20 protein-coding genes and 1 tRNA gene are annotated in these 20003 nt (G+C 70.6%); 15 read left to right on the top strand and 6 right to left on the bottom strand.

The window, feature by feature from the left end; genetic code table 11:
• The first annotated feature begins 35 nt into the window (after positions 1-35).
• The 4 genes from ACZ5MC_RS12350 to ACZ5MC_RS12335 are packed head-to-tail and all read left to right on the top strand — an operon-like array spanning position 36 to position 3451.
• The gene (locus ACZ5MC_RS12350) at positions 36-554 is read left to right on the top strand and encodes a hypothetical protein (protein ID WP_306600782.1); all 519 of its coding nucleotides are present in this window, start codon (positions 36-38) and stop codon (positions 552-554) included.
• Positions 555-561: 7 nt separating this feature from the next.
• Positions 562-1551 (top strand): gluconeogenesis factor YvcK family protein, encoded by a 990-nt coding sequence (locus ACZ5MC_RS12345; protein ID WP_306600781.1) that lies wholly within the window; start codon positions 562-564, stop codon positions 1549-1551.
• Positions 1552-1595: 44 nt separating this feature from the next.
• Positions 1596-2717, top strand: coding sequence for a DUF4388 domain-containing protein (locus tag ACZ5MC_RS12340; RefSeq protein WP_306600780.1), 1122 nt, complete (start codon positions 1596-1598; stop codon positions 2715-2717).
• 29 nt (positions 2718-2746) lie between these two features.
• On the top strand, positions 2747-3451 hold the full coding sequence (locus ACZ5MC_RS12335) for a hypothetical protein (protein WP_306600779.1): 705 nt from the start codon (positions 2747-2749) through the stop codon (positions 3449-3451).
• On the opposite strand, the gene ACZ5MC_RS12330 is transcribed toward ACZ5MC_RS12335, so the two are convergent.
• Positions 3448-3996: a GNAT family N-acetyltransferase gene (locus ACZ5MC_RS12330; protein ID WP_306600778.1), complete on the bottom strand. Its 549-nt coding sequence runs from the start codon at positions 3994-3996 to the stop codon at positions 3448-3450. The genes ACZ5MC_RS12335 and ACZ5MC_RS12330 overlap by 4 nt on opposite strands.
• Positions 3997-4061: 65 nt before the next feature.
• Entirely contained in the window at positions 4062-4346 is a 285-nt protein-coding gene (locus ACZ5MC_RS12325) for a 2Fe-2S iron-sulfur cluster-binding protein (protein WP_306600777.1), read from the bottom strand.
• Positions 4347-4585: 239 nt separating this feature from the next.
• Here ACZ5MC_RS12325 and ACZ5MC_RS12320 point away from each other — a divergent pair, with 239 nt between their 5' ends.
• Genes ACZ5MC_RS12320 through ACZ5MC_RS12290 form a run of 7 tightly spaced genes read left to right on the top strand, consistent with a single transcriptional unit; the run spans position 4586 to position 11461 of the window.
• Positions 4586-4678, top strand: a complete 93-nt coding sequence (locus tag ACZ5MC_RS12320) for a potassium-transporting ATPase subunit F (RefSeq protein WP_306600776.1) — start codon at positions 4586-4588, stop codon at positions 4676-4678.
• Entirely contained in the window at positions 4675-6426 is a 1752-nt protein-coding gene (gene kdpA / locus ACZ5MC_RS12315) for a potassium-transporting ATPase subunit KdpA (RefSeq protein ID WP_464515938.1), read from the top strand. The genes ACZ5MC_RS12320 and kdpA overlap by 4 nt, the downstream gene beginning before the upstream one ends.
• A 9-nt stretch (positions 6427-6435) precedes the next feature.
• Positions 6436-8535: a potassium-transporting ATPase subunit KdpB gene (gene kdpB, locus ACZ5MC_RS12310; RefSeq protein WP_306600774.1), complete on the top strand. Its 2100-nt coding sequence runs from the start codon at positions 6436-6438 to the stop codon at positions 8533-8535.
• An 8-nt stretch (positions 8536-8543) separates the two neighbouring features.
• Entirely contained in the window at positions 8544-9113 is a 570-nt protein-coding gene (gene kdpC / locus ACZ5MC_RS12305) for a potassium-transporting ATPase subunit KdpC (RefSeq protein WP_306600773.1), read from the top strand.
• A complete protein-coding gene (locus tag ACZ5MC_RS12300; protein WP_306600772.1) occupies positions 9110-9289 on the top strand; it encodes a hypothetical protein in 180 nt (59 codons plus the stop codon). Before kdpC ends, ACZ5MC_RS12300 begins: the two co-directional genes overlap by 4 nt.
• Before the next feature lies 1 nt (position 9290).
• A complete protein-coding gene (locus ACZ5MC_RS12295; RefSeq protein ID WP_306600771.1) occupies positions 9291-10769 on the top strand; it encodes an ATP-binding protein in 1479 nt (492 codons plus the stop codon).
• Entirely contained in the window at positions 10766-11461 is a 696-nt protein-coding gene (locus ACZ5MC_RS12290) for a response regulator (protein ID WP_306600770.1), read from the top strand. Before ACZ5MC_RS12295 ends, ACZ5MC_RS12290 begins: the two co-directional genes overlap by 4 nt.
• Here the strand turns inward: ACZ5MC_RS12290 and ACZ5MC_RS12285 are convergent.
• Positions 11451-12677: an IPT/TIG domain-containing protein gene (locus ACZ5MC_RS12285; protein ID WP_306600769.1), complete on the bottom strand. Its 1227-nt coding sequence runs from the start codon at positions 12675-12677 to the stop codon at positions 11451-11453. The genes ACZ5MC_RS12290 and ACZ5MC_RS12285 overlap by 11 nt on opposite strands.
• Before the next feature lie 235 nt (positions 12678-12912).
• On the opposite strand from ACZ5MC_RS12285, the gene ACZ5MC_RS12280 reads away from it, so the two are divergent.
• Positions 12913-12988 (top strand) — tRNA-Ile (locus ACZ5MC_RS12280).
• 40 nt (positions 12989-13028) lie between these two features.
• Here the strand turns inward: ACZ5MC_RS12280 and ACZ5MC_RS12275 are convergent.
• Positions 13029-13184 carry a hypothetical protein gene (locus ACZ5MC_RS12275; RefSeq protein WP_306600715.1) on the bottom strand — a complete coding sequence of 52 codons (156 nt, stop codon included), beginning with the start codon at positions 13182-13184 and terminating at the stop codon, positions 13029-13031.
• A gap of 250 nt (positions 13185-13434) precedes the next feature.
• Here ACZ5MC_RS12275 and ACZ5MC_RS12270 point away from each other — a divergent pair, with 250 nt between their 5' ends.
• Entirely contained in the window at positions 13435-13764 is a 330-nt protein-coding gene (locus tag ACZ5MC_RS12270; RefSeq protein ID WP_306600714.1) for a TfoX/Sxy family protein, read from the top strand.
• On the opposite strand, the gene ACZ5MC_RS12265 is transcribed toward ACZ5MC_RS12270, so the two are convergent.
• Positions 13751-14602 carry an MBL fold metallo-hydrolase gene (locus ACZ5MC_RS12265; RefSeq protein ID WP_306600713.1) on the bottom strand — a complete coding sequence of 284 codons (852 nt, stop codon included), beginning with the start codon at positions 14600-14602 and terminating at the stop codon, positions 13751-13753. The genes ACZ5MC_RS12270 and ACZ5MC_RS12265 overlap by 14 nt on opposite strands.
• Positions 14603-14644: 42 nt before the next feature.
• Between ACZ5MC_RS12265 and ACZ5MC_RS12260 the strand changes: the two genes are divergently transcribed.
• Together ACZ5MC_RS12260 and ribA are read left to right on the top strand one after the other, a co-directional pair.
• The gene (locus tag ACZ5MC_RS12260) at positions 14645-15712 is read left to right on the top strand and encodes an NAD(P)/FAD-dependent oxidoreductase (RefSeq protein ID WP_464517785.1); all 1068 of its coding nucleotides are present in this window, start codon (positions 14645-14647) and stop codon (positions 15710-15712) included.
• The gene (gene ribA, locus ACZ5MC_RS12255; RefSeq protein ID WP_306600712.1) at positions 15709-16443 is read left to right on the top strand and encodes a GTP cyclohydrolase II; all 735 of its coding nucleotides are present in this window, start codon (positions 15709-15711) and stop codon (positions 16441-16443) included. The genes ACZ5MC_RS12260 and ribA overlap by 4 nt, the downstream gene beginning before the upstream one ends.
• Here ribA and ACZ5MC_RS12250 read toward each other — a convergent pair whose 3' ends face one another.
• The gene (locus ACZ5MC_RS12250; protein ID WP_464515937.1) at positions 16444-19908 is read right to left on the bottom strand and encodes a PAS domain S-box protein; all 3465 of its coding nucleotides are present in this window, start codon (positions 19906-19908) and stop codon (positions 16444-16446) included. It abuts the gene before it with no gap.
• Positions 19909-20003: the final 95 nt, after the last annotated feature.

Raw genomic sequence — 20003 nt, 5'->3', positions numbered from 1 at the left:
AGTTGAATTCCGTCGATCATTCCGAGGTATCAAGCATGGCAACAAAGCCCAAGACATCCGAAAGCCAGGCTCCCGTGAAGGACGCATCGCTTGACGTGTTGCTCGCCAAGGCGCTGGAGCAGTTCAACGCCGGCTCGCTGAAGGAGGCCTCCGCGGCCTTCGGGACCCTCCTGGAAGAGGCGATCAAGCGGGAGGAGCTGCGGCTCGGCCGCACCGCCCAGGGCTACCTCAAGGCCATCCAGGCGCGCCTTGAGAACCTGGACGCCAGCCTCCCCCAGACGGCCGAGCTGTCCGTCCAGGTGGAGCTCAACCGGCGCGAGCCGGAAGCGGCCCTGACCCTGGTCGAGGAGGGCCTCAAGGCCCACCCCGGCCACGCCGGCCTCCACTACCTCAAGGCCCTCGCCCTGGCCCAGCTGGACCAGGCCCAGCCCGCCGCCGACGCCCTGACCCAGGCCACCACCCTGGAGCCGGGCCTCATCTACCAGTTCCGGCTGGAAGCGGACTTCGACGGCCTCCGGCACAGCGCCCCCTTCGCCGCCTTCAACCGCGGCTGATGCGCCCGTGGAAGGCGGGAGGGGCCTCCACGCCGACCAGCCCCTGAAGGTCGTCGCCATCGGGGGCGGTACGGGTCTGGCCGCCCTGCTCCGGGCCCTGAAGCCCGAGGCCGGCCGCACCCGGGACCCCTGGCGGCTCACGGGGATCGTGACGGTCTCCGACGACGGCGGCTCCAGCGGGCGCCTCCGGGACGAACTGGGCGGCATCCCCCCCGGGGATCTGCGCAACTGCCTGTCGGCCCTCACCCGCGAGGAGTCGGTGCTCTCCGAGCTCCTCAACTACCGGTTCTCGGGGGACGGGTCCCTGGCCGGGCACTCCCTGGGCAACCTGATGCTCCATGCCATGGCCGACCTCACCGGCGACTGGGTGCGGGCGATCCGGGCGCTCTCCAACGTCCTGGTGACGGTGGGCCGCCTCTACCCCTCCACGGTGGTGCCGGTGGTGCTCAAGGCCGAGGACATGGAGGGCCGCCGCTACACCGGCGAGACCAACGTGAACTCCTGCACGCCGCCCCTGGCGCGGTTCTGGGCGGAGCCCCTGGACGCCGAGCCCCTGCCCGAAGCCATCCTGGCCATCCTCCAGGCCGACCTCATCCTCCTGGCCCCGGGCAGCCTCTACACCTCAACCATCGCCTCCCTCCTGGTCACCGAGCTCCGGGAGGCGGTCTTCCGCACCGGCCACCCGGTGGTGTACATCGCCAACCTCATGACCGAGCCCGGGGAGAGCGCCGGACTGGACCTGGAGGCCCACCTCGCCGCCATCCAGTCCCATGCCCACCTGGCCGTGGCCGCCGTCATCGCCAACACCGCGCCCCTGCCGCCCAACCTCATGCGCCGCTACCAGCAGGAGGGCGGGACGCCCCTGGTCGCCGACGCCCGCGTCATCTGCGGCGTGCCGGTTTTTGCCTATGCCCTCCTGGACCCGGAGGCGGAGATGGTCCGGCACCATCCCATCCTCCTCAACCGGGCCCTGCGGGACGTCATCGCAACTTTGTAGCCGCAGGCCCGAATACAGATAACATTGGGTACCGGAGTCGAGGAATGGGCATAAAAGGCGATCTTTCCACCATGGGCCTGGAGGACATCCTCCAGTGGCTGTCGGTGGGCAAGAAGACCGGCATCCTCGAACTCAAGGGCTTCCTCCACACCAAGCGCGTGGCCTTCTCCGACGGGCGCATCACCAGCGTGTGGTCCTCCGACCCGCGGGAGTACCTCGGCCAGTACCTGCTGGCCTACAACCGGATCACCGAGGAGCAGCTGCGCGAGGCCCTGGCCACCCAGGAGGACGAGAACCAGCTCCTGGGCCGCATCCTGGTCAACCGCCAGCTGGTCACCGAGGCGGAGATCCGCCGCATCGTCCAGCTGAAGGTGGAGGAGTCCGTCTACGACACCTTCCTCTGGGACACCGGCACCTTCGAGTTCCATGACGGCCAGCCCCCGCTCCAGAAGTCCATGCTGCTCAGCCTCGAGGTGACCGGCATCGTCCTCGAGGGCGCGCGCAGGACCGACGAGTGGAAGCGCATCCGCAAGGCCATCAAGGGCGGGGACGCCGTGGTGGTGGGGGTCTCGGAGGCCATCGCCGAGATGCTCCCCCTGGCGCCCGAGGATGCCGACATCCTCACGCGCATGGACGGGCACAAGACCATCGACCAGCTCGTCATCGAGATGCGCGTGCCCGAGTTCAAGGCCAACAAGCTGATCTTCGACCTCTCCGAGAAGGGCATGGTGCGCATCCTCCACCCGGGCGGCAAGCTGGGGGAGCAGTCCAGCCTGCAGCTGCAGCGCGCCCGGCAGCTGGTGGAGCGCCAGAAGCTGCAGGAGGCCCAGGTCGAGCTCCGCAACCTCCTGGCCGAGCAGCCCCGGCTCCAGGAGGCCACCCGCATGCTGCAGGTGGTCGAGCACATGATGGAGGAGAACACCATCGACGAGACCCTGGTGCCGGAGCTCGCCGTGAGCATCGAGGAGCTCATGCAGGCCCAGCTGGGGCCCAACGAGGCGTTCCTGGCCACCCGCGTGAACGCGGTGTGGAGCATCCATGACATCATCTCCATCTCCCCCTTTCCCCACGACGAGTGCCTGGCCATCTTCTCCAAGCTGCTCAAGCGTGGGATCCTGAAAGTGCAGAAATCACCTGGGGGCGCCCAGCCCGGCTACCGGCGCTAGGTCCCCCGAGCCCCGGAGGCCCTGTGCGAATGCCTAACCCCTGGATCTACGCCATCCTGGCCCTTGCCCTGTCCGTGCCCGCGGCCGCAGCCAAGCCCAAGCCCGCCCCCAAGGCCAGCCCGGCCCAGGCCCAGATCCGGAAGCTCACCCAGGAGCGGGACGAACTCAAGGAGCGCCTCGCGGCCACCGAGAGCATGCAGGAGGACCTCGCGGCCGCCAAGAAGAGCCGCGACCTGGCCCGCCAGGAGACCGAGGCCGTCAAGCGGCAGCTGGACCAGATCAAGGGCGCCCTCGCCGAGAACCAGGGCAGCTCGGACACGATCCTGAAGGAGCTGCAGAAGGCCAAGGATGAGGCCGCCGCGGCCCAGGCGACCATCGAGACCCTGAAGGACGAACTGGCCAAGGCCAACGAGCGCAAGGCTGCCGACGCCAGCAAGGCCGTGGTGCCCATAACCCCCGACATCACCCCCGCCAAGCCCATGAACCTCAACAAGGTGACCCCGTCCCCGAAAAAGGTGAGCGGCGTGGTCGTGGTGAACGTCCTGGTGAGCGAGAACGGCGAGGTGCTGGACACGCGGCTTCTGCAGGGCCTGCCCGGCGAGGGCGAGTGGGTGACCAAGGCCCACGAGGCCTGCCTGGAGGCCGCCAAGCGCATCGTCTTCGACCCCGCCCGGGGTGCCGACGGCACGACCCGCGTGCGGGTCTGGCAGGGCGTCGGATTCAGACTGGACTAGCCCTCCCGGCGATCCCCGGCCACGCGGCCATCCAGGTGGAAATAGCCCAGGGCCCGGAGGCCCAGCCGCTTCCTGCGGCAACCCCGGCCCACCAGGCGCAGGCCGGCCTTTTCCGCGAGGCGGATGGAGGCCACGTTCTCCTCCTGGACCAGGTACCAGAGGGTCCGACCGCCGTGCCGGCGCAGGATCGCTCCCAGGGCCAGCAGTCCCAGGCCCCGGCCCCTCAGGGCGGGATGGGTCCAGAGGCCGGCGATCTGCAGGTCCCCCGCGGCCATGAACGGGAACCGGAAATGGGCCGGGAAGAGGCACGCCCGGTGCACCAGCAGGCTCCCCTGGGAGATCAGGAGGACGCTGAAGTCGCGGTTGGCGAAGATGTGCAGGAGGTGGAGGAGGCTCCAGGCCAGGAAGGGCAGCATCGGCAGGGCAGGGTGCAGGAGCTGGCTCCAGGAGGGTCGCCAGAACTGCAGGCGGAACTCGCCCGCGGGCTGTGGAGGCGGCGCTTCGGCTGCCTGGTAATAGCGATAGCTTGGAGAGGAGGCCGACATTCCCGAACCATCGGCCGCTCACCCCGTTCATTAAAATTTGACCCAACCGGATGCCGCCGGGCGGGCTATTCGACCTTGCAGGTGACATCCCCGCTGGCCCAGGCCTGGCAGCCCAGGCGCTGTCCCGGCGCGGCCTTGAGGACCTTGAGGATGCGGGCCTCGGTTGCGCCCACGGGGGACAGGTGCTCGGCCCCCTCCTCCACGGTGACCAGGCAGGTCCCGCACCGGGCGTGGCCTCCGCAGGTGTGCGTGAGGGGCACCTCCCCGCGGGCCGCGGCGGCCAGGATGGAAAGTTCGCGCTCCAGGTCGATTTCGACCGTCTGCCTGCCTCTTAATGTGACCTTGAACATGGTGCTCCGGAGCATGGGGGAAGGCAGGGATAAGTCTATGCCTGTGCAATTCTAGGCTGCGGACGGGGACGGGGGAAGACCGCATGTCCGAACATCGTTTTCGGAACGGGACGTGGCGGCTTCAAGGCAGGCGTGCCGGCAGCCCCGCCCAGGTTCCCTTTACGAAATCTTAATGTTTCGCAATGCAACGTTAACGCTCCATTGACGGCGGGTCTTCCACCCTCAGGTGGGAGGTTTCCATGACAGCCATCCAGATCCTCGCGGCGGTCCTGACGCTTGGGCTTCTCATCTACCTCGGCATCGCCCTTCTCGTTCCGGAGCGCTTCCAATGACGGCCAACAGCATCATCCAGTTCGCACTGTTCCTGGGGGTCCTCCTCCTGGTCTCCAAGCCCCTGGGCGAGTACATGGGCCGCGTGCTGGACCAGGAGACCACGTTCCTGGATCCCGTGGCGGGCCCCGTGGAGCGCGGCATCTACCGCCTGGCGGGGATCGCCTCCGACGAGCGCATGGACTGGAAGCAGTACGCCGCCGCGGTCCTGGTGTTCAGCCTCCTGGGCCTCCTGTTCCTGTTCGGGCTCCAGCTGGTCCAGCACCGGCTGCCCTTCAACCCCCAGCGCCAGCCGGCGGTGCCCTGGGGCGTCGCCCTGAACACGGCGGTGAGCTTCGTCACCAACACCAACTGGCAGGCCTACGCCGGCGAATCGACCATGAGCCACCTCACCCAGATGCTGGGGCTCACGGTGCAGAACTTCCTTTCCGCCGCCAAGGGCATCGCGGTGCTGGCGGCCCTGGCCCGGGGCATCCGGCGCCGGAAGGCCACCTTCCTGGGGAACTTCTGGGTGGACCTCACCCGCATCACCCTCTACATCCTGCTCCCCCTGGCCACGGTCTTCGCCCTGTTCCTCGTCAGCCAGGGCGTGGTGCAGACCCTGGGCCCCAACCCGGTGGCGCACTTCCTGACGCCGGTGGCGGGCGCCGACGGCAAGCCGGTGCTGGACCAGGTGATCGCCGTGGGCCCCGTGGCCTCGCAGGAGGCCATCAAGATCCTGGGCACCAACGGCGGTGGCTTCTTCAACGCCAACTCCGCCCACCCCTTCGAGAATCCCACGGCCCTCACGAGCCTGGCCCAGGTGCTGGCCATCCTCCTCATCCCCGCCGGCCTCTGCCACGCCTTCGGGCGCATGGTGCGGGACCGTCGCCAGGGCTGGGCCATCCTCTCGGCCATGACGGTGATCTTCGTGCTGGCGCTGGGTGCCCTGCACCTGGCCGAACAGAAGGGGAATCCGGCCTTCCGGTCCCTGCCCGTGGCGCAGGCGGCCGTGTCCACCCCCGGCCTGGAGCAGTCCGGCGGCAACATGGAGGGCAAGGAGGTGCGCTTCGGCATCACCGGCACCACGCTGTTCGCCACCGCCACCACCGCCACCTCCTGCGGGGCCGTCAACGGCATGCACGACTCCTTCACGCCCCTGGGGGGCATGGTCCCCATCCTGCTCATGGACCTGGGCGAGGTGGTCTTCGGCGGCGTGGGCTCGGGGCTCTACACCATGCTCATCTTCGCGATCATCGCGGTGTTCATCGCCGGCCTCATGGTGGGCCGGACCCCCGAGTACCTGGGCAAGAAGATCGAGGCCTTCGAGACCAAGATGGCCTCCCTGGTGATCCTGATCCCCGCGGCCTCGGTCCTCGTGTGCACGGCCCTGGCGGTCACCCTTCCCGCGGCCGTGTCCAGCCTGTCGAACCCCGGCCCCCACGGCTTCAGCCAGGCCCTCTACGCCTTCAGCAGCGCCTCCAACAACAACGGCAGCGCCTTCGGGGGGCTCGGCGCCATCACGAACTTCTACAACCTCGCCACGGGCATCGCCATGCTCCTGGGCCGCTATGGCACCATCCTGCCCGTGCTGGCCGTGGCGGGCTCCCTGGCGAAGAAGAAGCGCACGCCCCCGGGGGCGGGGACCCTGCCCACCCACACCCCGCTCTTCGTGGCCCTCCTGGTGGCCGTGGTGCTCCTGGTGGGCGCCCTGACCTTCATCCCCGCCCTGGCGCTCGGCCCCGTCGCCGAACACCTCTCCCTGCTCTAGGTGACACCCATGCGCACCTCCACCTCCTTCGGGGAACTCCAGCCCAGGCCGCTGTTCGAGCCGGCCATCGTCAAGCGCGCTGCGCTGGCCGCCTTCGGCAAGCTCAACCCCGTCCACCAGCTCAAGAACCCCGTGATGTTCACCGTGTGGGTGGGCAGCGCCTTCACCCTGGTCCTGTGGGTCCAGGCCCTCCAGGGCAGGGGGGACGCCCCGTCCGGATTCATCCTGGCCATCTCCCTCTGGCTCTGGTTCACCCTGCTCTTCGCCAACTTCGCCGAGGCCATGGCCGAGGGCCGGGGCAAGGCCCAGGCCGACAGCCTGCGCAAGGCCAAGCGCGACGTCACCGCCAAGCTGCTCAAGGAACCGAAGTACGGCGCCCCCTGGGAGAGCGTGGGGGCCTCCTTCCTGCGCATCGGCATGCCCGTGCTGGTCGAGGCCGGGGACACCATCCCCGGCGACGGCGAGGTGATCGAGGGGGTGGCCTCCGTGAACGAGGCGGCCATCACCGGCGAATCGGCCCCCGTGATCCGCGAGTCCGGCGGGGACCGCTCCGCCGTCACCGGCGGCACCCAGGTGCTGTCGGATTGGCTGGTGGTGCGCATCGCCTCCAACCCCGGCGAGACGTTCCTGGACCGCATGATCGCCATGGTGGAAGGCGCCAAGCGCAAGAAGACCCCCAACGAGATCGCCCTGGACATCCTCCTGGCCGCGCTGACCATCATCTTCCTTCTGGCCACCGCCACCCTGCTTCCCTATTCGGTCTACAGCGTCAAGGCCGCGGGGCAGGGCAGCCCCGTGTCCCTCACGGTGCTCGTGGCCCTCCTGGTGTGCCTGATCCCCACCACCATCGGCGGGCTCCTCAGCGCCATCGGCATCGCCGGCATGGACCGCATGGTGCAGGCCAACGTCATCGCCACCTCGGGCCGCGCGGTGGAAGCCGCGGGCGACGTGGACGTGCTGCTCCTGGACAAGACCGGCACCATCACCCTGGGCAACCGCCAGGCCGTGGCGTTCGTGCCCGCCGAGGGCGTGGACGTCGCGCACCTGGCCGACGCCGCGCAGCTCAGCAGCCTCGCCGACGAGACCCCCGAGGGCCGCAGCATCGTGGTGCTGGCCAAGGAGCAGTACGGCCTGCGGGAGCGCGACATCCACGCCCTGGGCGCGAAGTTCATCCCCTTCACCGCCCAGACCCGCATGAGCGGCGTGGCGCTTGAGGGCCGGGAGATCCGCAAGGGCGCCGTGAGCGCCATCGAGGCCTGGGTGGAGTGCGCGGGCGGCGAGTTCCCCGCGTCCCTGCGGGTGGCGGTGGACGGCATCGCCCGCAGCGGCGGCACCCCCCTGGTGGTGGCCGAGACCGACGGGAACGGGACCCGGGCCCTGGGCGTGATCAACCTCAAGGACATCGTCAAGGGCGGCATCCGCGAGCGCTTCGCCGAGCTGCGCGAGATGGGCATCCGCACCGTCATGATCACCGGGGACAACCCGCTCACCGCCGCGGCCATCGCCGCCGAGGCCGGGGTGGACGACTTCCTGGCCCAGGCCACCCCCGAGGCCAAGCTCAAGCTCATCCGCGACTACCAGGCCGGGGGGCGCCTGGTGGCCATGACCGGCGACGGCACCAACGACGCCCCGGCCCTGGCCCAGGCGGACGTGGCCGTGGCCATGAACACCGGGACGCAGGCCGCCAAGGAGGCCGGGAACATGGTGGACCTGGACTCCAATCCCACCAAGCTCATCGAGATCGTGCGGATCGGCAAGCAGATGCTCATGACCCGCGGCTCGCTCACCACCTTCAGCATCGCCAACGACGTGGCCAAGTACTTCGCCATCATCCCCGCCGCCTTCGCCGTCACCTACCCCCAGCTGAAGATCCTCAACGTCATGGGCCTCCACAGCCCCGGCAGCGCCATCCTCTCGGCGGTGATCTTCAACGCCCTGGTCATCGTCTTCCTGATCCCCCTGGCCCTGCGGGGCGTGGCGTACCGGCCCCTGGGCGCGGCCGCGGTGCTCCGGCGCAACCTCCTGGTGTACGGCGCCGGCGGCATCGTGGTGCCCTTCATCGGCATCAAGCTCATCGATCTCGCGCTCGTCGCAGCCCATCTGGTCTGAGGTCCGCCATGTCCCTGCTCCGTCCCGCCCTCGCCGTCACCGGCTCCCTGGTCCTCATCACCGGCCTGGCCTACCCCCTCGCCCTCACCGGGGCCGGCCGGGCCCTCTTCCCCGGCCAGGCCCGGGGCAGCCTCATCGTCCGGGACGGCCGGGTCCTGGGGAGCCGCCTCATCGGCCAGCACACCGAGGATCCGGCCTTCTTCTGGGGCCGGCTCTCGGCTGCGGCCTTCCCCACCGACGCGGCCAATTCCTCCGGCTCCAACCTCGCCCCGTCCAACCCGGCCCTCAAGGCCGCCGCGGAGCGCCGCATCCAGGCCCTGCGCCAGGCCGATCCCGGCAACCCCCTCCCGGTGCCTGCCGACCTGGTCACGGCCTCGGCCAGCGGGCTGGACCCCCACATCACGCCGGCGGCCGCCGACTACCAGGTGCGGCGCGTGGCCCGGGTCCGGGGCCTGCCGGAGACCGAGGTCCGCGCCCGGGTGGCCCAGGCCACTTCCGGCCGGCTCCTGGGCCTGTTCGGGGAACCCCGGGTGAACGTCCTGGAGCTCAACCTCGGCCTGGGGGAGCGCAAGCCATGACCGGACTCTGGTTCCTTCCCATGGCGATCGCCGTCGGGGTCGCCGGCACCCGGACCTGGCTGCAGGTGCGCCACTCCCTCAGGATCGCCAGGGACAGGGCCCCCTGGCTTCTCCCTGTCCTGGCGTGGCTGCCCCTCGTATGCTGGATCCTGAGCAGGTTCGTGACCCAGGATTGAGATGACCCCAGCCGGAACGCCCCGATGGATGTGGCTTGCCGCGGCAGGCGCGGTGGCCGTCACCACCGCGTGCGGTTTCGTGGTGAACCGCTACCTCCAGCTGGCGGACCTGGTGGTGCTCTACATGCTGTGCATCACGGTGGTGGCCACCCGCTTCGAGAAGGGGCCGGCCTTCCTCGCCACGGCCCTCAGCGTGGGCTGCCTGGACTTCTTCTTCATCAAGCCCTATCTGACGTTCTCGGTGCACGACGCGAGGTACATGGGCACCTTCGGCATGATGATGGGCGTGGGCTGGATCGTGGGGAACCTGGCCGGGCGCATCCGCGCCCAGGCCCGGGAGGCCGTGGAGCGCGAGCGGCACACCACGTCCCTCTACCGCCTGGGGGGCATCCTGGCCGAGGGGGGCGACGCGGCGGCCATCCAGGAGCGGGTGGAGACCTACCTCGGCCGGGAGCTGGGCGGCCCGGTGCTGATCCTCCTGCCGGGTCCGGGGGGCGATCTCCGGGCCCGGAGCGGGCTGAACCCGGACGAGCTGGGCGTGGCCCAGTGGGCCCTGGCGAACCGGAAGGCCTCCGGCGCGGGCACCCCGAACCTGCCGGGCTCCCGGGCCCTGTTCCTGCCCATGGGGAGCCCGAGGTTCGCCGAGGGGATCCTGGCCGTGTTCCCACCCACCACCGCCGCCCGGGACCTCCTGGAGAGCATGGCCGCCCAGGTCTCGCTCGCCCTTGGGCGGGCGCGCCTCGCCTCCGAGCGTACCGAGGCCCGCATCCGGGCCGAACAGGAGCACCTCCGCAGCATCCTCCTCAGCACCATCTCCCACGACCTGCGCACCCCGCTGGGCACCATCACCGGCGCCTCCAGCACGCTGCTCGACCCCGGTCCCGAGGCCACCGCCGAGGACCGGCGGATGCTCCTGGCCACCATCCATCAGGAGTCCCGCCGCCTGGAGAAGCTCGTGGACAACCTCCTGGACCTCACCCGGCTGGAGTCGGGCCAGGTGCAGGTGAAGAAGGAGTGGGTGCCGGTGGAGGAGATCGTGGGCTCGGCCCTGAACCGCCTCGAGGCCCAGCTCGAGGATCGCGCCGTGGCCCTGGACCTCCGGGAGACGTGGATCCCCCTGGACCCGGTGCTCATGGAGCAGGTGCTCCTGAACCTCCTGGACAACGCCCTGAAGTTCAGCCCCCCCGGCTCCACCCTGGACATCGCCTGCAGGGCCGACGGGGACGCCGCCACCCTCGCCATCACCGACCACGGCCCCGGCCTGGAGCCCGGCGAGGAGGAGCGGATCTTCGAGAAGCTCTACCGGGGCAGCCGCTCCGCCTCGGCCCCCGGGGCCGGCCTGGGCCTGGCCATCTGCCGGGGCATCATCCAGGCCCACGGCGGCTCCATCACCGCCCGGAGCGCCCCCCAGGGGGGCACCCGGATCCTCATCACCCTGCCCCTGGAGGGCGTGCCTCCCGCGCTGGACGACTGCCCATGACCCAGGACCACCCCCTCATCCTCGTCATCGAGGACGAACCCCCCCTCAGGCGCTACCTGCGGGCCACGCTCCAGTCCTTCGGCTACCGGGTGGAGGAGGCCGCCACCGGCGCGGAGGGCAAGGGCATGGCCGCGCGCCTGAACCCCGACGTGGTGCTCCTGGACCTGGGCCTGCCCGACATGGACGGCCTGGACCTGGCCCAGGAGCTCCGCGGCTGGAGCAGGGTGCCCATCATCATCGTCAGCGCCCGGGGCAAGGAGGAGGACAAGATCCGCGCCCTGGACGTGGGCGCCGACGACTACCTCACCAAGCCCTTCGGCTCCGGCGAGCTGCTGGCGCGCATCCGCGTGGCCCTGCGCCACGCCGCGGAGGTGGCCGGCGCCGCCCCGGAGGCCGTGGTGGAGATCGGCCCCCTGAGGATGGACTTCGCCAGCCGCGAGGTCACCGTGGAGGGCGTCGAGGTGCACCTCTCGCCCAACGAGTTCGCCCTGCTGGGCGTCCTGGCCCGCCACGCCGGCAAGGTCCTCACCCACCGCCAGCTCCTGCACGAGGTGTGGGGCGGCGTGGCCTCGGCCCAGCCCACCTACCTGCGGGTCTACATGGCCAACCTGCGCAAGAAGCTGGAGCCCGATCCGGCCCGGCCCAGGCTCCTGCTCACCGAGCCCGGCGTCGGCTACCGGCTCAAGGCTTGACCAGGGACGTTCTCCTCAGGAAGATCACCCCCGTCTCGCGGACCAGGTTCCCCTGGGGGTCCAGGAGGCCGTTCAGCTCGGAGGCTTCCACCTTGTACGGTTTGCGGGCGTCGTCGTTCACGTACCAGCCGTCCGTTCCACGGATCGCGGCCCACATGTGGCCCCGGTTCCTGAGGGTGAGGGCCGTGGGGATGAGGCCCATGGTCCCGATGCGCCTGGCGGAGCTGCTGGCCTCGTCCACCTGGTAGAGGGGGAGCCCCACGCGGGGGCTGAATTCCAGCGCCCGTTTCGGGCCCATGTGGACGAGCTGGATCCTGGCGGTGGACGGTACCTTGTAGGGGTACTGGTTTACGTGCATGCCGCTGGTGGCGAGGGTTTGGGTGGTGACATGGCTGATGTAGGCGTCAAGGCTCACCTGGCCGGAAGGACCGGAAGGGGTGATTTGCCGATCCGGGGACACGACCAGGCTGAAGGGGTGATCCTGCCAGAAGGGGATGGGGGATCCGCCGTCGCGGGTGCTCCGGTCCTTGATTCTGATGTCGAACTTCCCCTTGAGTCCGAGCACCTCGAGGATGTCGTTCAGGACGAGGTCGTCGAACCCCCCCGCCCCCTGGGTGTCCGACACATGATGCCTAAGCTTCGGGTGGTGCTGGAACGCGTCGATCAGCCCCCGCATGGGATCCTGGGCATCGGCGGGGCGCCTGTCGCCCAGGCGGATGTAGTTGAGGGTGAACCGGAGCTGCCGGCGAACGCCCGCCATCGCCGCGTCGTCGCCCGGGTGATCCCGCAGACTGTCATCCACCTCCTTGAGGCTGGCCAGCACCTTGATGGCCGCATTGAGGAAGCAGGACGACCCGGTGTTGGTCAGGCCGGGCCAGTTCTTGACCTGGCCCCGGTTGAAGGGCGCCACGTCGACGGCCGGATCGAAGTGGGTCTCCCCCGCGATGAACTCTACGGGGCTGGCGGCCTTTCCCGCCCTGCAGTGGACGCCGACCGGCCCCGACTTCGCTCCCGCCGGCACCAGCACGCTGATGACCCCGTCCGTCTCCAGGAAGTCGGTGGCTTCGACGCCTCCGAAATGCACCTTGGTGACGCCCTCGAGGTGGGTTCCCTCGATGGTGACCTCGTCGCCGGTGCGTCCCAGGATCGGATGGAGACTGGAAATGACCGGCGCGTCGGTCCTCGGGGAGGGGTCCGCCGGGACGGGACGGGCCACGGAGACGGGAGTCGAGGGGGAACCCCCGTTCCCCTTGCAACCAAGGGCGAGGATCGACAGAGCGGAAAGGGCGAAGGGAACGGGTCGGTAGGTCATACGGAGGATAAATGGTGAATCGAGTTGACGGGTTCCCAGGAAAATCGACCGAATCCTCCTTGTATTTCCCAACCCAGGGCGCAGGTCCCCGGCGGCCCGCCGTTTGTGGATTCCGGCGCTGTCGGGCTAGAATCGGAACGGCCCTATAGCTCAGCGGTCAGAGCTGGCGGCTCATAACCGCTTGGTCCAGGGTTCGAATCCCTGTGGGGCCACCACCTAGATCCTCTCGACCACCAGGTTCCCATGCCCTCCCCTTCACGTGAGGGTGTAGGGGTCGGGGGAGTAGGGGTCCGGCGAGTAGGGTCCCTCATTGAAAGGTTCCGGCAGCGGCTGGATGGGATCGGACGATCGGGCCCACCAGAACGTGGGGGAGGGGTCGCGGTAGGCGGGGTGGATCCGGGCGTCTTGCATGGTGCACCTGCGGGTTGGGAGTCGGCAGCGGGTCCCTGGATGCGTTCACCCGGGGGTGGACCGCAAGGGACCTTTGCATAACGGATGCCACAACCGGCGAGGGCCGGATCAGGGCAGTTGGCTGGAGGGGGAGTCTTCGCCCGGCCTTGGACCGATCAATTTGAAGGAATGGGGCTCCCAATGAGAAGATGCCCGTGGCCCGGCGACGGGCCTTCCCTCCTCCTACCCCTCCCTTTGCGCGAGGTTTCCCATGGCCACCAGACAGGGCACCGTCGACTACGTCCTGGATCAGCTCGGCGACGCCGGCGCGGTCTCGGCCAAGAAGATGTTCGGGGAATACGGCGTCTTCCTGGACGACAAGATGTTCGCCATGATCTGCGACGACCGGCTGTTCTTCAAACCCACGCCCGCCGGGCGCGAGCTGCTCGGCACCGTGACCGAGGCGCCCCCCTATCCGGGCGCGAAGCCCTGCTTCCTCATCCCGGAGGAGGACTGGGACGACCGGGAGCGCCTCGGGGCCCTGGCCCGGGCCACCGCCGACGGCCTGGCGGCACCGCGCAAGAAGCCTAGTCGGCGTTGACGGTCCGGAAGCCGGCGCCCTCCTCGACGATCCGCACCAGGTGGGGCAGGTGCGCACCCGCCAGGACCACGTTTGCCGCCGCGGCCTTCCGGAAGAAGGCCTGCCGCGTGCGGATCGCCCGCTCCCCCTCCAGGTCGAACGCGATGCCCGTCTCCGGCCGCGGGAACTGCACCGGTCCGAAGTGGATGAGGTCGCCGATGCACCACAGTTCCCGCCCCTCTGAGCGGAACGCGTAGACGGTGTGCCCGGCGGTGTGGCCGGGCGCGGCCAGGGCGGTCACCCCTTCGGCCACGGTGTCGCCGTCCTTCGTCAGCACGACATCGGACCCGTAGGCCGCGAAGATGGCCCGCACCTTGGGGATGCGGTCCCACAGCCGCTCGGGAAGTCCCTCCTTCGCGGTCCAGAGGTCGTGCTCGGCCCGGGCCACGCACAGTTTCGCCCGGGGGAAGGCCCGGGCGCCGTCGGGCCGCAGCAGGCCCCCCACGTGGTCGAAATGGAAATGGGTGATGAGCACCAGGTCCACCTGGGCGGGGGTGACGCCGGCCGCCGCGAGGCCTTCGGTGAGATGGCCGGAATTCTCCTCCGGGTCCTTCCCCATGCCGGTGTCCACCAGGATGACCTTGCCGGCCAGGCGCACCAGGTAGGCCTTCACGGGCGTGGTGGCGGCGGTGCGGCCATCCAGCAGGCGGACCGCTTCCGCCAGGGGGATGCCCTTGAGGAGGGAGGCCTCCAGCGAGAGGGTGCCGTCCACCAGGGGGCAGACGGTCATCCGCCCCAGGGACAGGGGCGCTTGGGCGGTCAGGGTCATGGCGGTCACCAGCAGGAGGGAGGTTCGCATGACGGGATTCTACCCGGGACCCGCAATGAGTGGGCGGTGCTGATGTTAGACTTCGCCATGGCCGATTCCTCCCCTTCCCGGGCGCCGTCCCCCTTCCTGGAAACCATCGTGGTGGGCGCGGGCGTGGCGGGGCTCAGCTGCGCGGGGGCCTTGAAGCGGGCGGGGCGCGAGGTGCTCGTCCTGGAGCGGGCCCACGGCGTCGGCGGCCGGTGCGCCACCCGGCGCTTCGACGGACAGCCGGTGGATTTCGGTCCCCTGTTCGCGCACGGGCATCATCCTGGCTTCCTGCAGGCCCTGCGCGAGGTGGACGCGGATCCCATCCGGGACTGGCCGCGGCGGGTGGAGGGCGGAGGGCCTCCCTGCCAACCGGGCGCCCTGGAGCCCACGGTGCGCCGGATCGCCTTCGCCCAGGGCATGAAGGCTTTCCCGCGCCACCTGGCCAAGGGGCTGGAGATCCACCTGGAGACGCGGGTAACGGCCATCCGGGCGGTTGAGGGCGGCTTCGAGGTGACGGCCGGCGAGGGAGCGCCCCTGCGCTGCCGCGACCTGGTGCTGGCCCTGGCCCTGGAGCAGTCCCGGCGCCTGCTGGGCACCCTGGAGCCCTTCCCCCAGGCCGCGGGCCTCCAGGCCCTCCTGGGCCTCTTCGGCAGCGTCCCCTGCCTGGCGGTCATGGCGGGCTACGCCCTGGACGCGCCGGCGCCCACCTGGGACGTGCTCTATCCGGAGGCCTCGGAGGTCCTGCAACTGGTGGCCCTGGACTCCTCCAAGCGGGAGGCCCCCCGGTTCCGCACCTTCGTGGCCCAGGCCCGGCCGAAATGGTCCCGGCAGAGGCTGGAGGCGCCCCTGGACCAGTGGGGCCGGGAGCTGCTGGACGAGGCCGCCCTCCACCTCGGCCCCTGGGCGGCCGCGCCGCTCTGGAGCTACCCGCACCGCTGGCGCTACGCCCGCCTGGGCCCCACCAGCGAGCTGGCGGAGCCGCTGCGCATCGATTTTCCCGGAGGCGCCCGCCTGGGGCTGGCCGGGGACGTCTTCTCGCCAGGAGGAGGCCTTCAGGCCGCCTGGCTTTCCGGGACCCGCCTGGCGGGCCGCCTCACCCAGGAGCCTTCATGAGCATGGATTCCAAGCTTCTCGATCTGGTCGAACGGGACCGGGAGCACGAGTGCAAGGGCTTCGGCCCCGACCAGGTGTGCGTGCGCATCGTGGCGGTGGCCAAGCTTCCCAGCCGCTTCGGCGACTTCCGCATCGCGGCCTTCTGGAACAACCGCGACCAGAAGGACCACATCGCCATCATCCACGGCGACGTGGTGGGCGCGGAGGACGTGGCCACGCGCATGCACTCCGAGTGCCTCACGGGCGACGTGGTGGGCTCCCTGCGCTGCGACTGCCGGGACCAGCTGGAGACGGCGCTCATGCGCATCGGCCAGCTGGAGCGGGGCGTCGTGCTCTACATGCGCCAGGAGGGCCGCGGCATCGGCCTGGCCAACAAGATCCGGGCCTACGCCCTCCAGGACCAGGGCCTCGACACCGTGGAGGCCAACCTCGCCCTGGGCTTCCGGGACGACGAGAGGGACTACGCCGTGGCGGCCCACATGCTGCACAGCCTTGGCATCGGCTCGATCCACCTCATGACCAACAACCCCTCGAAGGTCGAGCAGCTGACCCGCTACGGAGTGAACGTCTCCCGGCGCCTGCCGCACCTGCTGCCCCCCAACGCCCACAACCGCTTCTACCTGGAGACCAAGGCGCGGCGCTCGGGCCACTACATCGACTTCACGGGCACCACCCACCTGCAGGAGCAGAGCGACCCGGTGATCGTGGAGGGGATGCCCGGGGCGGACTGATCACAGCCCCAGCGCCGCGATGCACTTCTGGATCTCGTGGAGGTGGAAGGGCTTCTGGACGCTCACCACCCGGGGCCTTCCCTCCAGGAGCCTGGCGAGGTCGTGGTCGTTGTAGCCGCTGGCCATGATCACCGCCTGGGAGGGCCGCAGGAGCAGGATGCCGTGGAGCGTCTCGGCGCCGTTGATGCCGGGCATGTTCATGTCCAGGATCACCAGGTCCACCTCCAGGCCCCCCTGGAAGAGGTTCAGGGCCTTGATTCCGCTGTCCACGCTGTCGGCGTGGTGCCCCAGGAGGTGGAGCATGGGGACGACTGAGCCGCGGATGAGCTCGTCGTCGTCCACCAGGAGGATGGTCAGGGCCCTGGCCGGGCCCGCTTCCCGGAGGACCGCCTCGGGCGCCGCGGGAACCGCCGCGCCCGTGGGGGCGGGGAAGGTGAGCAGGACTTCGGTGCCCCGCCCGGGTTCGCTGAGGATCTCCGTGGACCCGCCCAGGGACTTCAGCGTCCCGAAGACCATGGCCAGGCCCAGCCCCGTGCCCTGGCCCTGGGGCTTGGTGGTGAAGAACGGCTCCATGGCGCGCCGGCGCACCTCCTCGGGCATGCCTTCGCCGGTGTCCCGCACCCCCAGCTGGAGGGAGCCGTCCGCCAGGGTGCGGGTGCTGATGCGGATGGTGCCGCCCTGGGGCATGGCGTCCTTGGCGTTCACGCAGATGTTCATGAGCGCGTGGTTCAGGGTCCCGGGATCGGCGTGGATGTGGGGCAGGGGGTCCTGCAGGTCGGTCTCCAGGCGGATCCGCTTCAGGGTGGTGCGGGCCAGGAGCTGGATCAGGTCCCGCACCACCTCGTTGAGGTCGACGGGGCCCATCGTGGTGGCGCCCCTTCGCGCGAAATAGAGGAGGCTCTTCACCACGTCGCGCCCGCGCAGGCACGCCCGGGTGATGGTGTCCAGGGACTGCGCCAGCACCGCGCCGGGATCCAGGTCCTCCCGGTGGGCCGAGGCCAGGCTGAGGATGGCGGCCAGCACGTTGTTGATGTCGTGGGCGATGCCCCCGGCCAGGCTGCCCAGGCTCTCCATCTTCTGGGACTGGTGCAGCTGGGCCTGAAGCTCGCTGTGGGCGGCCTCGGCCTCCAGGCGGTCCGTGAGGTCGGACAGCGCGCACTGCGTGTGCAGGAACCGCCCCGCCGCGTCGAAACCGGCGGAGCCCTCGAGGTTCACCACGAGGGTGGTGCCGTCCTCGCGGACCAGGGTGAACTGCGTGGCCGGGATCCTCCCGCCGGCCGCCCCGTGGAGCCCGCGGGCCACCTCCGCCGAGGCGGGGGTCATCAGGTCCCAGAAGGGGCGCCCGGCCAGGTGCTCCCGGCCGCAGGCCAGCATGGCCAGGAGGGTCCGGTTCACGTCCAGGATCCGCGCCTGGGCGTCCAGGGTCATGTAGCCCACCGGGGACTGCTCGAAGAGCCTGCGGTACTGTTCCCCGCTTTCGAGCGCCTCCCGTTCCCGGGCGCGGCGGTCGGTGATGTCGTGGATCAGGGAGAAGGCCACCTGCTCCCCCTCGATCTCCAGGAGCCGCGAGCTCACCTCCACGGGGAAGGTGGAGCCGTCCTTGCGCACATGGACGGCCTCGAAGCGCGCCCTGCCGGTGCGGGCCAGCTCCGCGAACTGCCCGCGGGCCCTGGGCGCGTCCCCGGGGGAGCGCAGGTCCGGCACCGAGAGCTCCCGGAACTCCGCCAGGGAGTGCCCGTAGTACTCCAGGGCGCGATCGTTGGCGTCCAGGATCCGGCCCTGGGCGTCGAAGGTGAGGATGGCGTCGTTGGCCAGGCGCAGGAGGGTCTGGTACCGGCCCTCCAGGAACCGCGCCTGCCGTTCCCGGTCCAGCAGCTCCGTGATGCGGGTGGTCTCCATCTGGCGCAGCAGCAGGCTGACGCCCAGGGCCAGGAGGGTCACCAGGCCCAGGAGGGTGGCTCCGCTGACCCAGCCCCGCGCCCGCAGGGGGCCGAAGATCTCGTCCTCGTCCACCTTGGCGACCAGGGACCAGGGCGTGCCGGGAACGCGCCTCAGCGCGGCCAGGACCGGGACCCCGCGGTAGTCCCGGCCGCGCATCAGGCCCTCGGCGCCCTGGACCGCGTGGGCGGCAGGGAGGCCGGGGTTCCCCGCGATGGGCAGCCGCAGCGCGAGGGCCGTTCCGCCGCGGTGGCGCAGCTCGTTCAGGAAGACCGCGTCGCCGCCGTCCCGGCGCACCAGGAGGGTCTCGGCGCTGGCGCTGGAGGCGGGCCAGGACTGCACCAGGGGGAAGAGGAAGGGGCCCGGATCCAGGCGCAGGAGCAGGATGCCGGGGCCCGCGGGCACCCACAGGTCCATGTGGATGCCGGCGTCGTCCCGGGCGAGGTCGTCGAGGACCACGGCCCGGGCCGCGAGGGCGGCCTGGAGCCGGGCCCCGGGGACCGGCCCACCCGCGGGCAGGCGCCTGCGGCCCAGGGCGTCGAAGAGCACCACCTCGCTGCAGGTGCCCCCCCGGCGCAGCCCCTCCATCCACTCCCCCAGCTCGCCGGCGGGTTCCGTTCCCGCCAGGAAGCGGGCCAGGTGGCCCTGCAGGAGCCGGGATCCCGCGATCCGGCCTCCGTCGGCCAGGCGCTCCCGGTGCCAGGCGGCGATCTCGCCCGCCTTGAGGTCGGCGATGGCGGCAAGCCCGTCCTGGGCGGCCTTGCGGGCGGAGCCGAGCTGGCCGCGCAGGTAGAAGGAACCGACCACCAGCACCGCCAGGGCCAGCAGGACGAAGGCCGCGATGGGGCCCCGCTCGGCGCCCCGGTCCGGCGCGCCCGGGGCGCGGAAGAGCGCCATGGGCCAGGTGTCGCGCCCCGGAAGGCCGACCAGGGCCAGGGAGGTCAGGAGCCCCGCCAGGGCCGAGGGCAGGGCCATGGGCGTGTTGCCGGACTGGTAGAGGAGGGGCGCGCCCGCCGCGTAGCTGAGAATCACCACGGCGCAGGTGGCTGCCGGGACCAGGGCCAGCATGGCCGCCAGCTGGCGCTGCCAGTGGGGCGCGAGGGGCGCCGCGCCGGGCATGGCGTACGACAGCCCGCCCAGGAGGAGGGTCACGGCGGTCACCTTGGAGACGAGGCGGAGTTCCAGGACGGCGGATAGCGGGCCGCCCATGACGAAACCTGCGAGCATCGCCAGGGCCAGGGTGACCACGACGATGCCGCACAATGAGCCCAGGCCCCGGAGCCAGCGCGTCCGCCCCAGGCGCCGCAGCAGGATGGCGGCGTCCAGAAGGATGAAGAGCGCGCCGGCCTGGGGCGCCAGGGGCACGAAGCCCCGGCCCAGGCCGCCGAGCACCGGGTGGCGGGCCAGGCCGCCCGCGAGGGCCGTCAGGGCGACGCAGGCCGAAAGGACGGCGAAGGCTTCCGCCCCCCAGGGCGGCCGGGACCGGCCGCGGGCGGGGGGCTTCTGCGTTCCCTCGATGGGTGCCATGCGTTGCCTTGGGGGATCGGGTTGAGGAGGAGAGGATGCCGATGGCGCAACTTCCATCCCCGGAACGGGTCGATGGAAATTGCGCCTTCGACTTG

The organism is Mesoterricola sp. JemC181, assembly GCF_055384585.1.
This window is presented reverse-complemented; position numbering and strand designations above follow the sequence as displayed.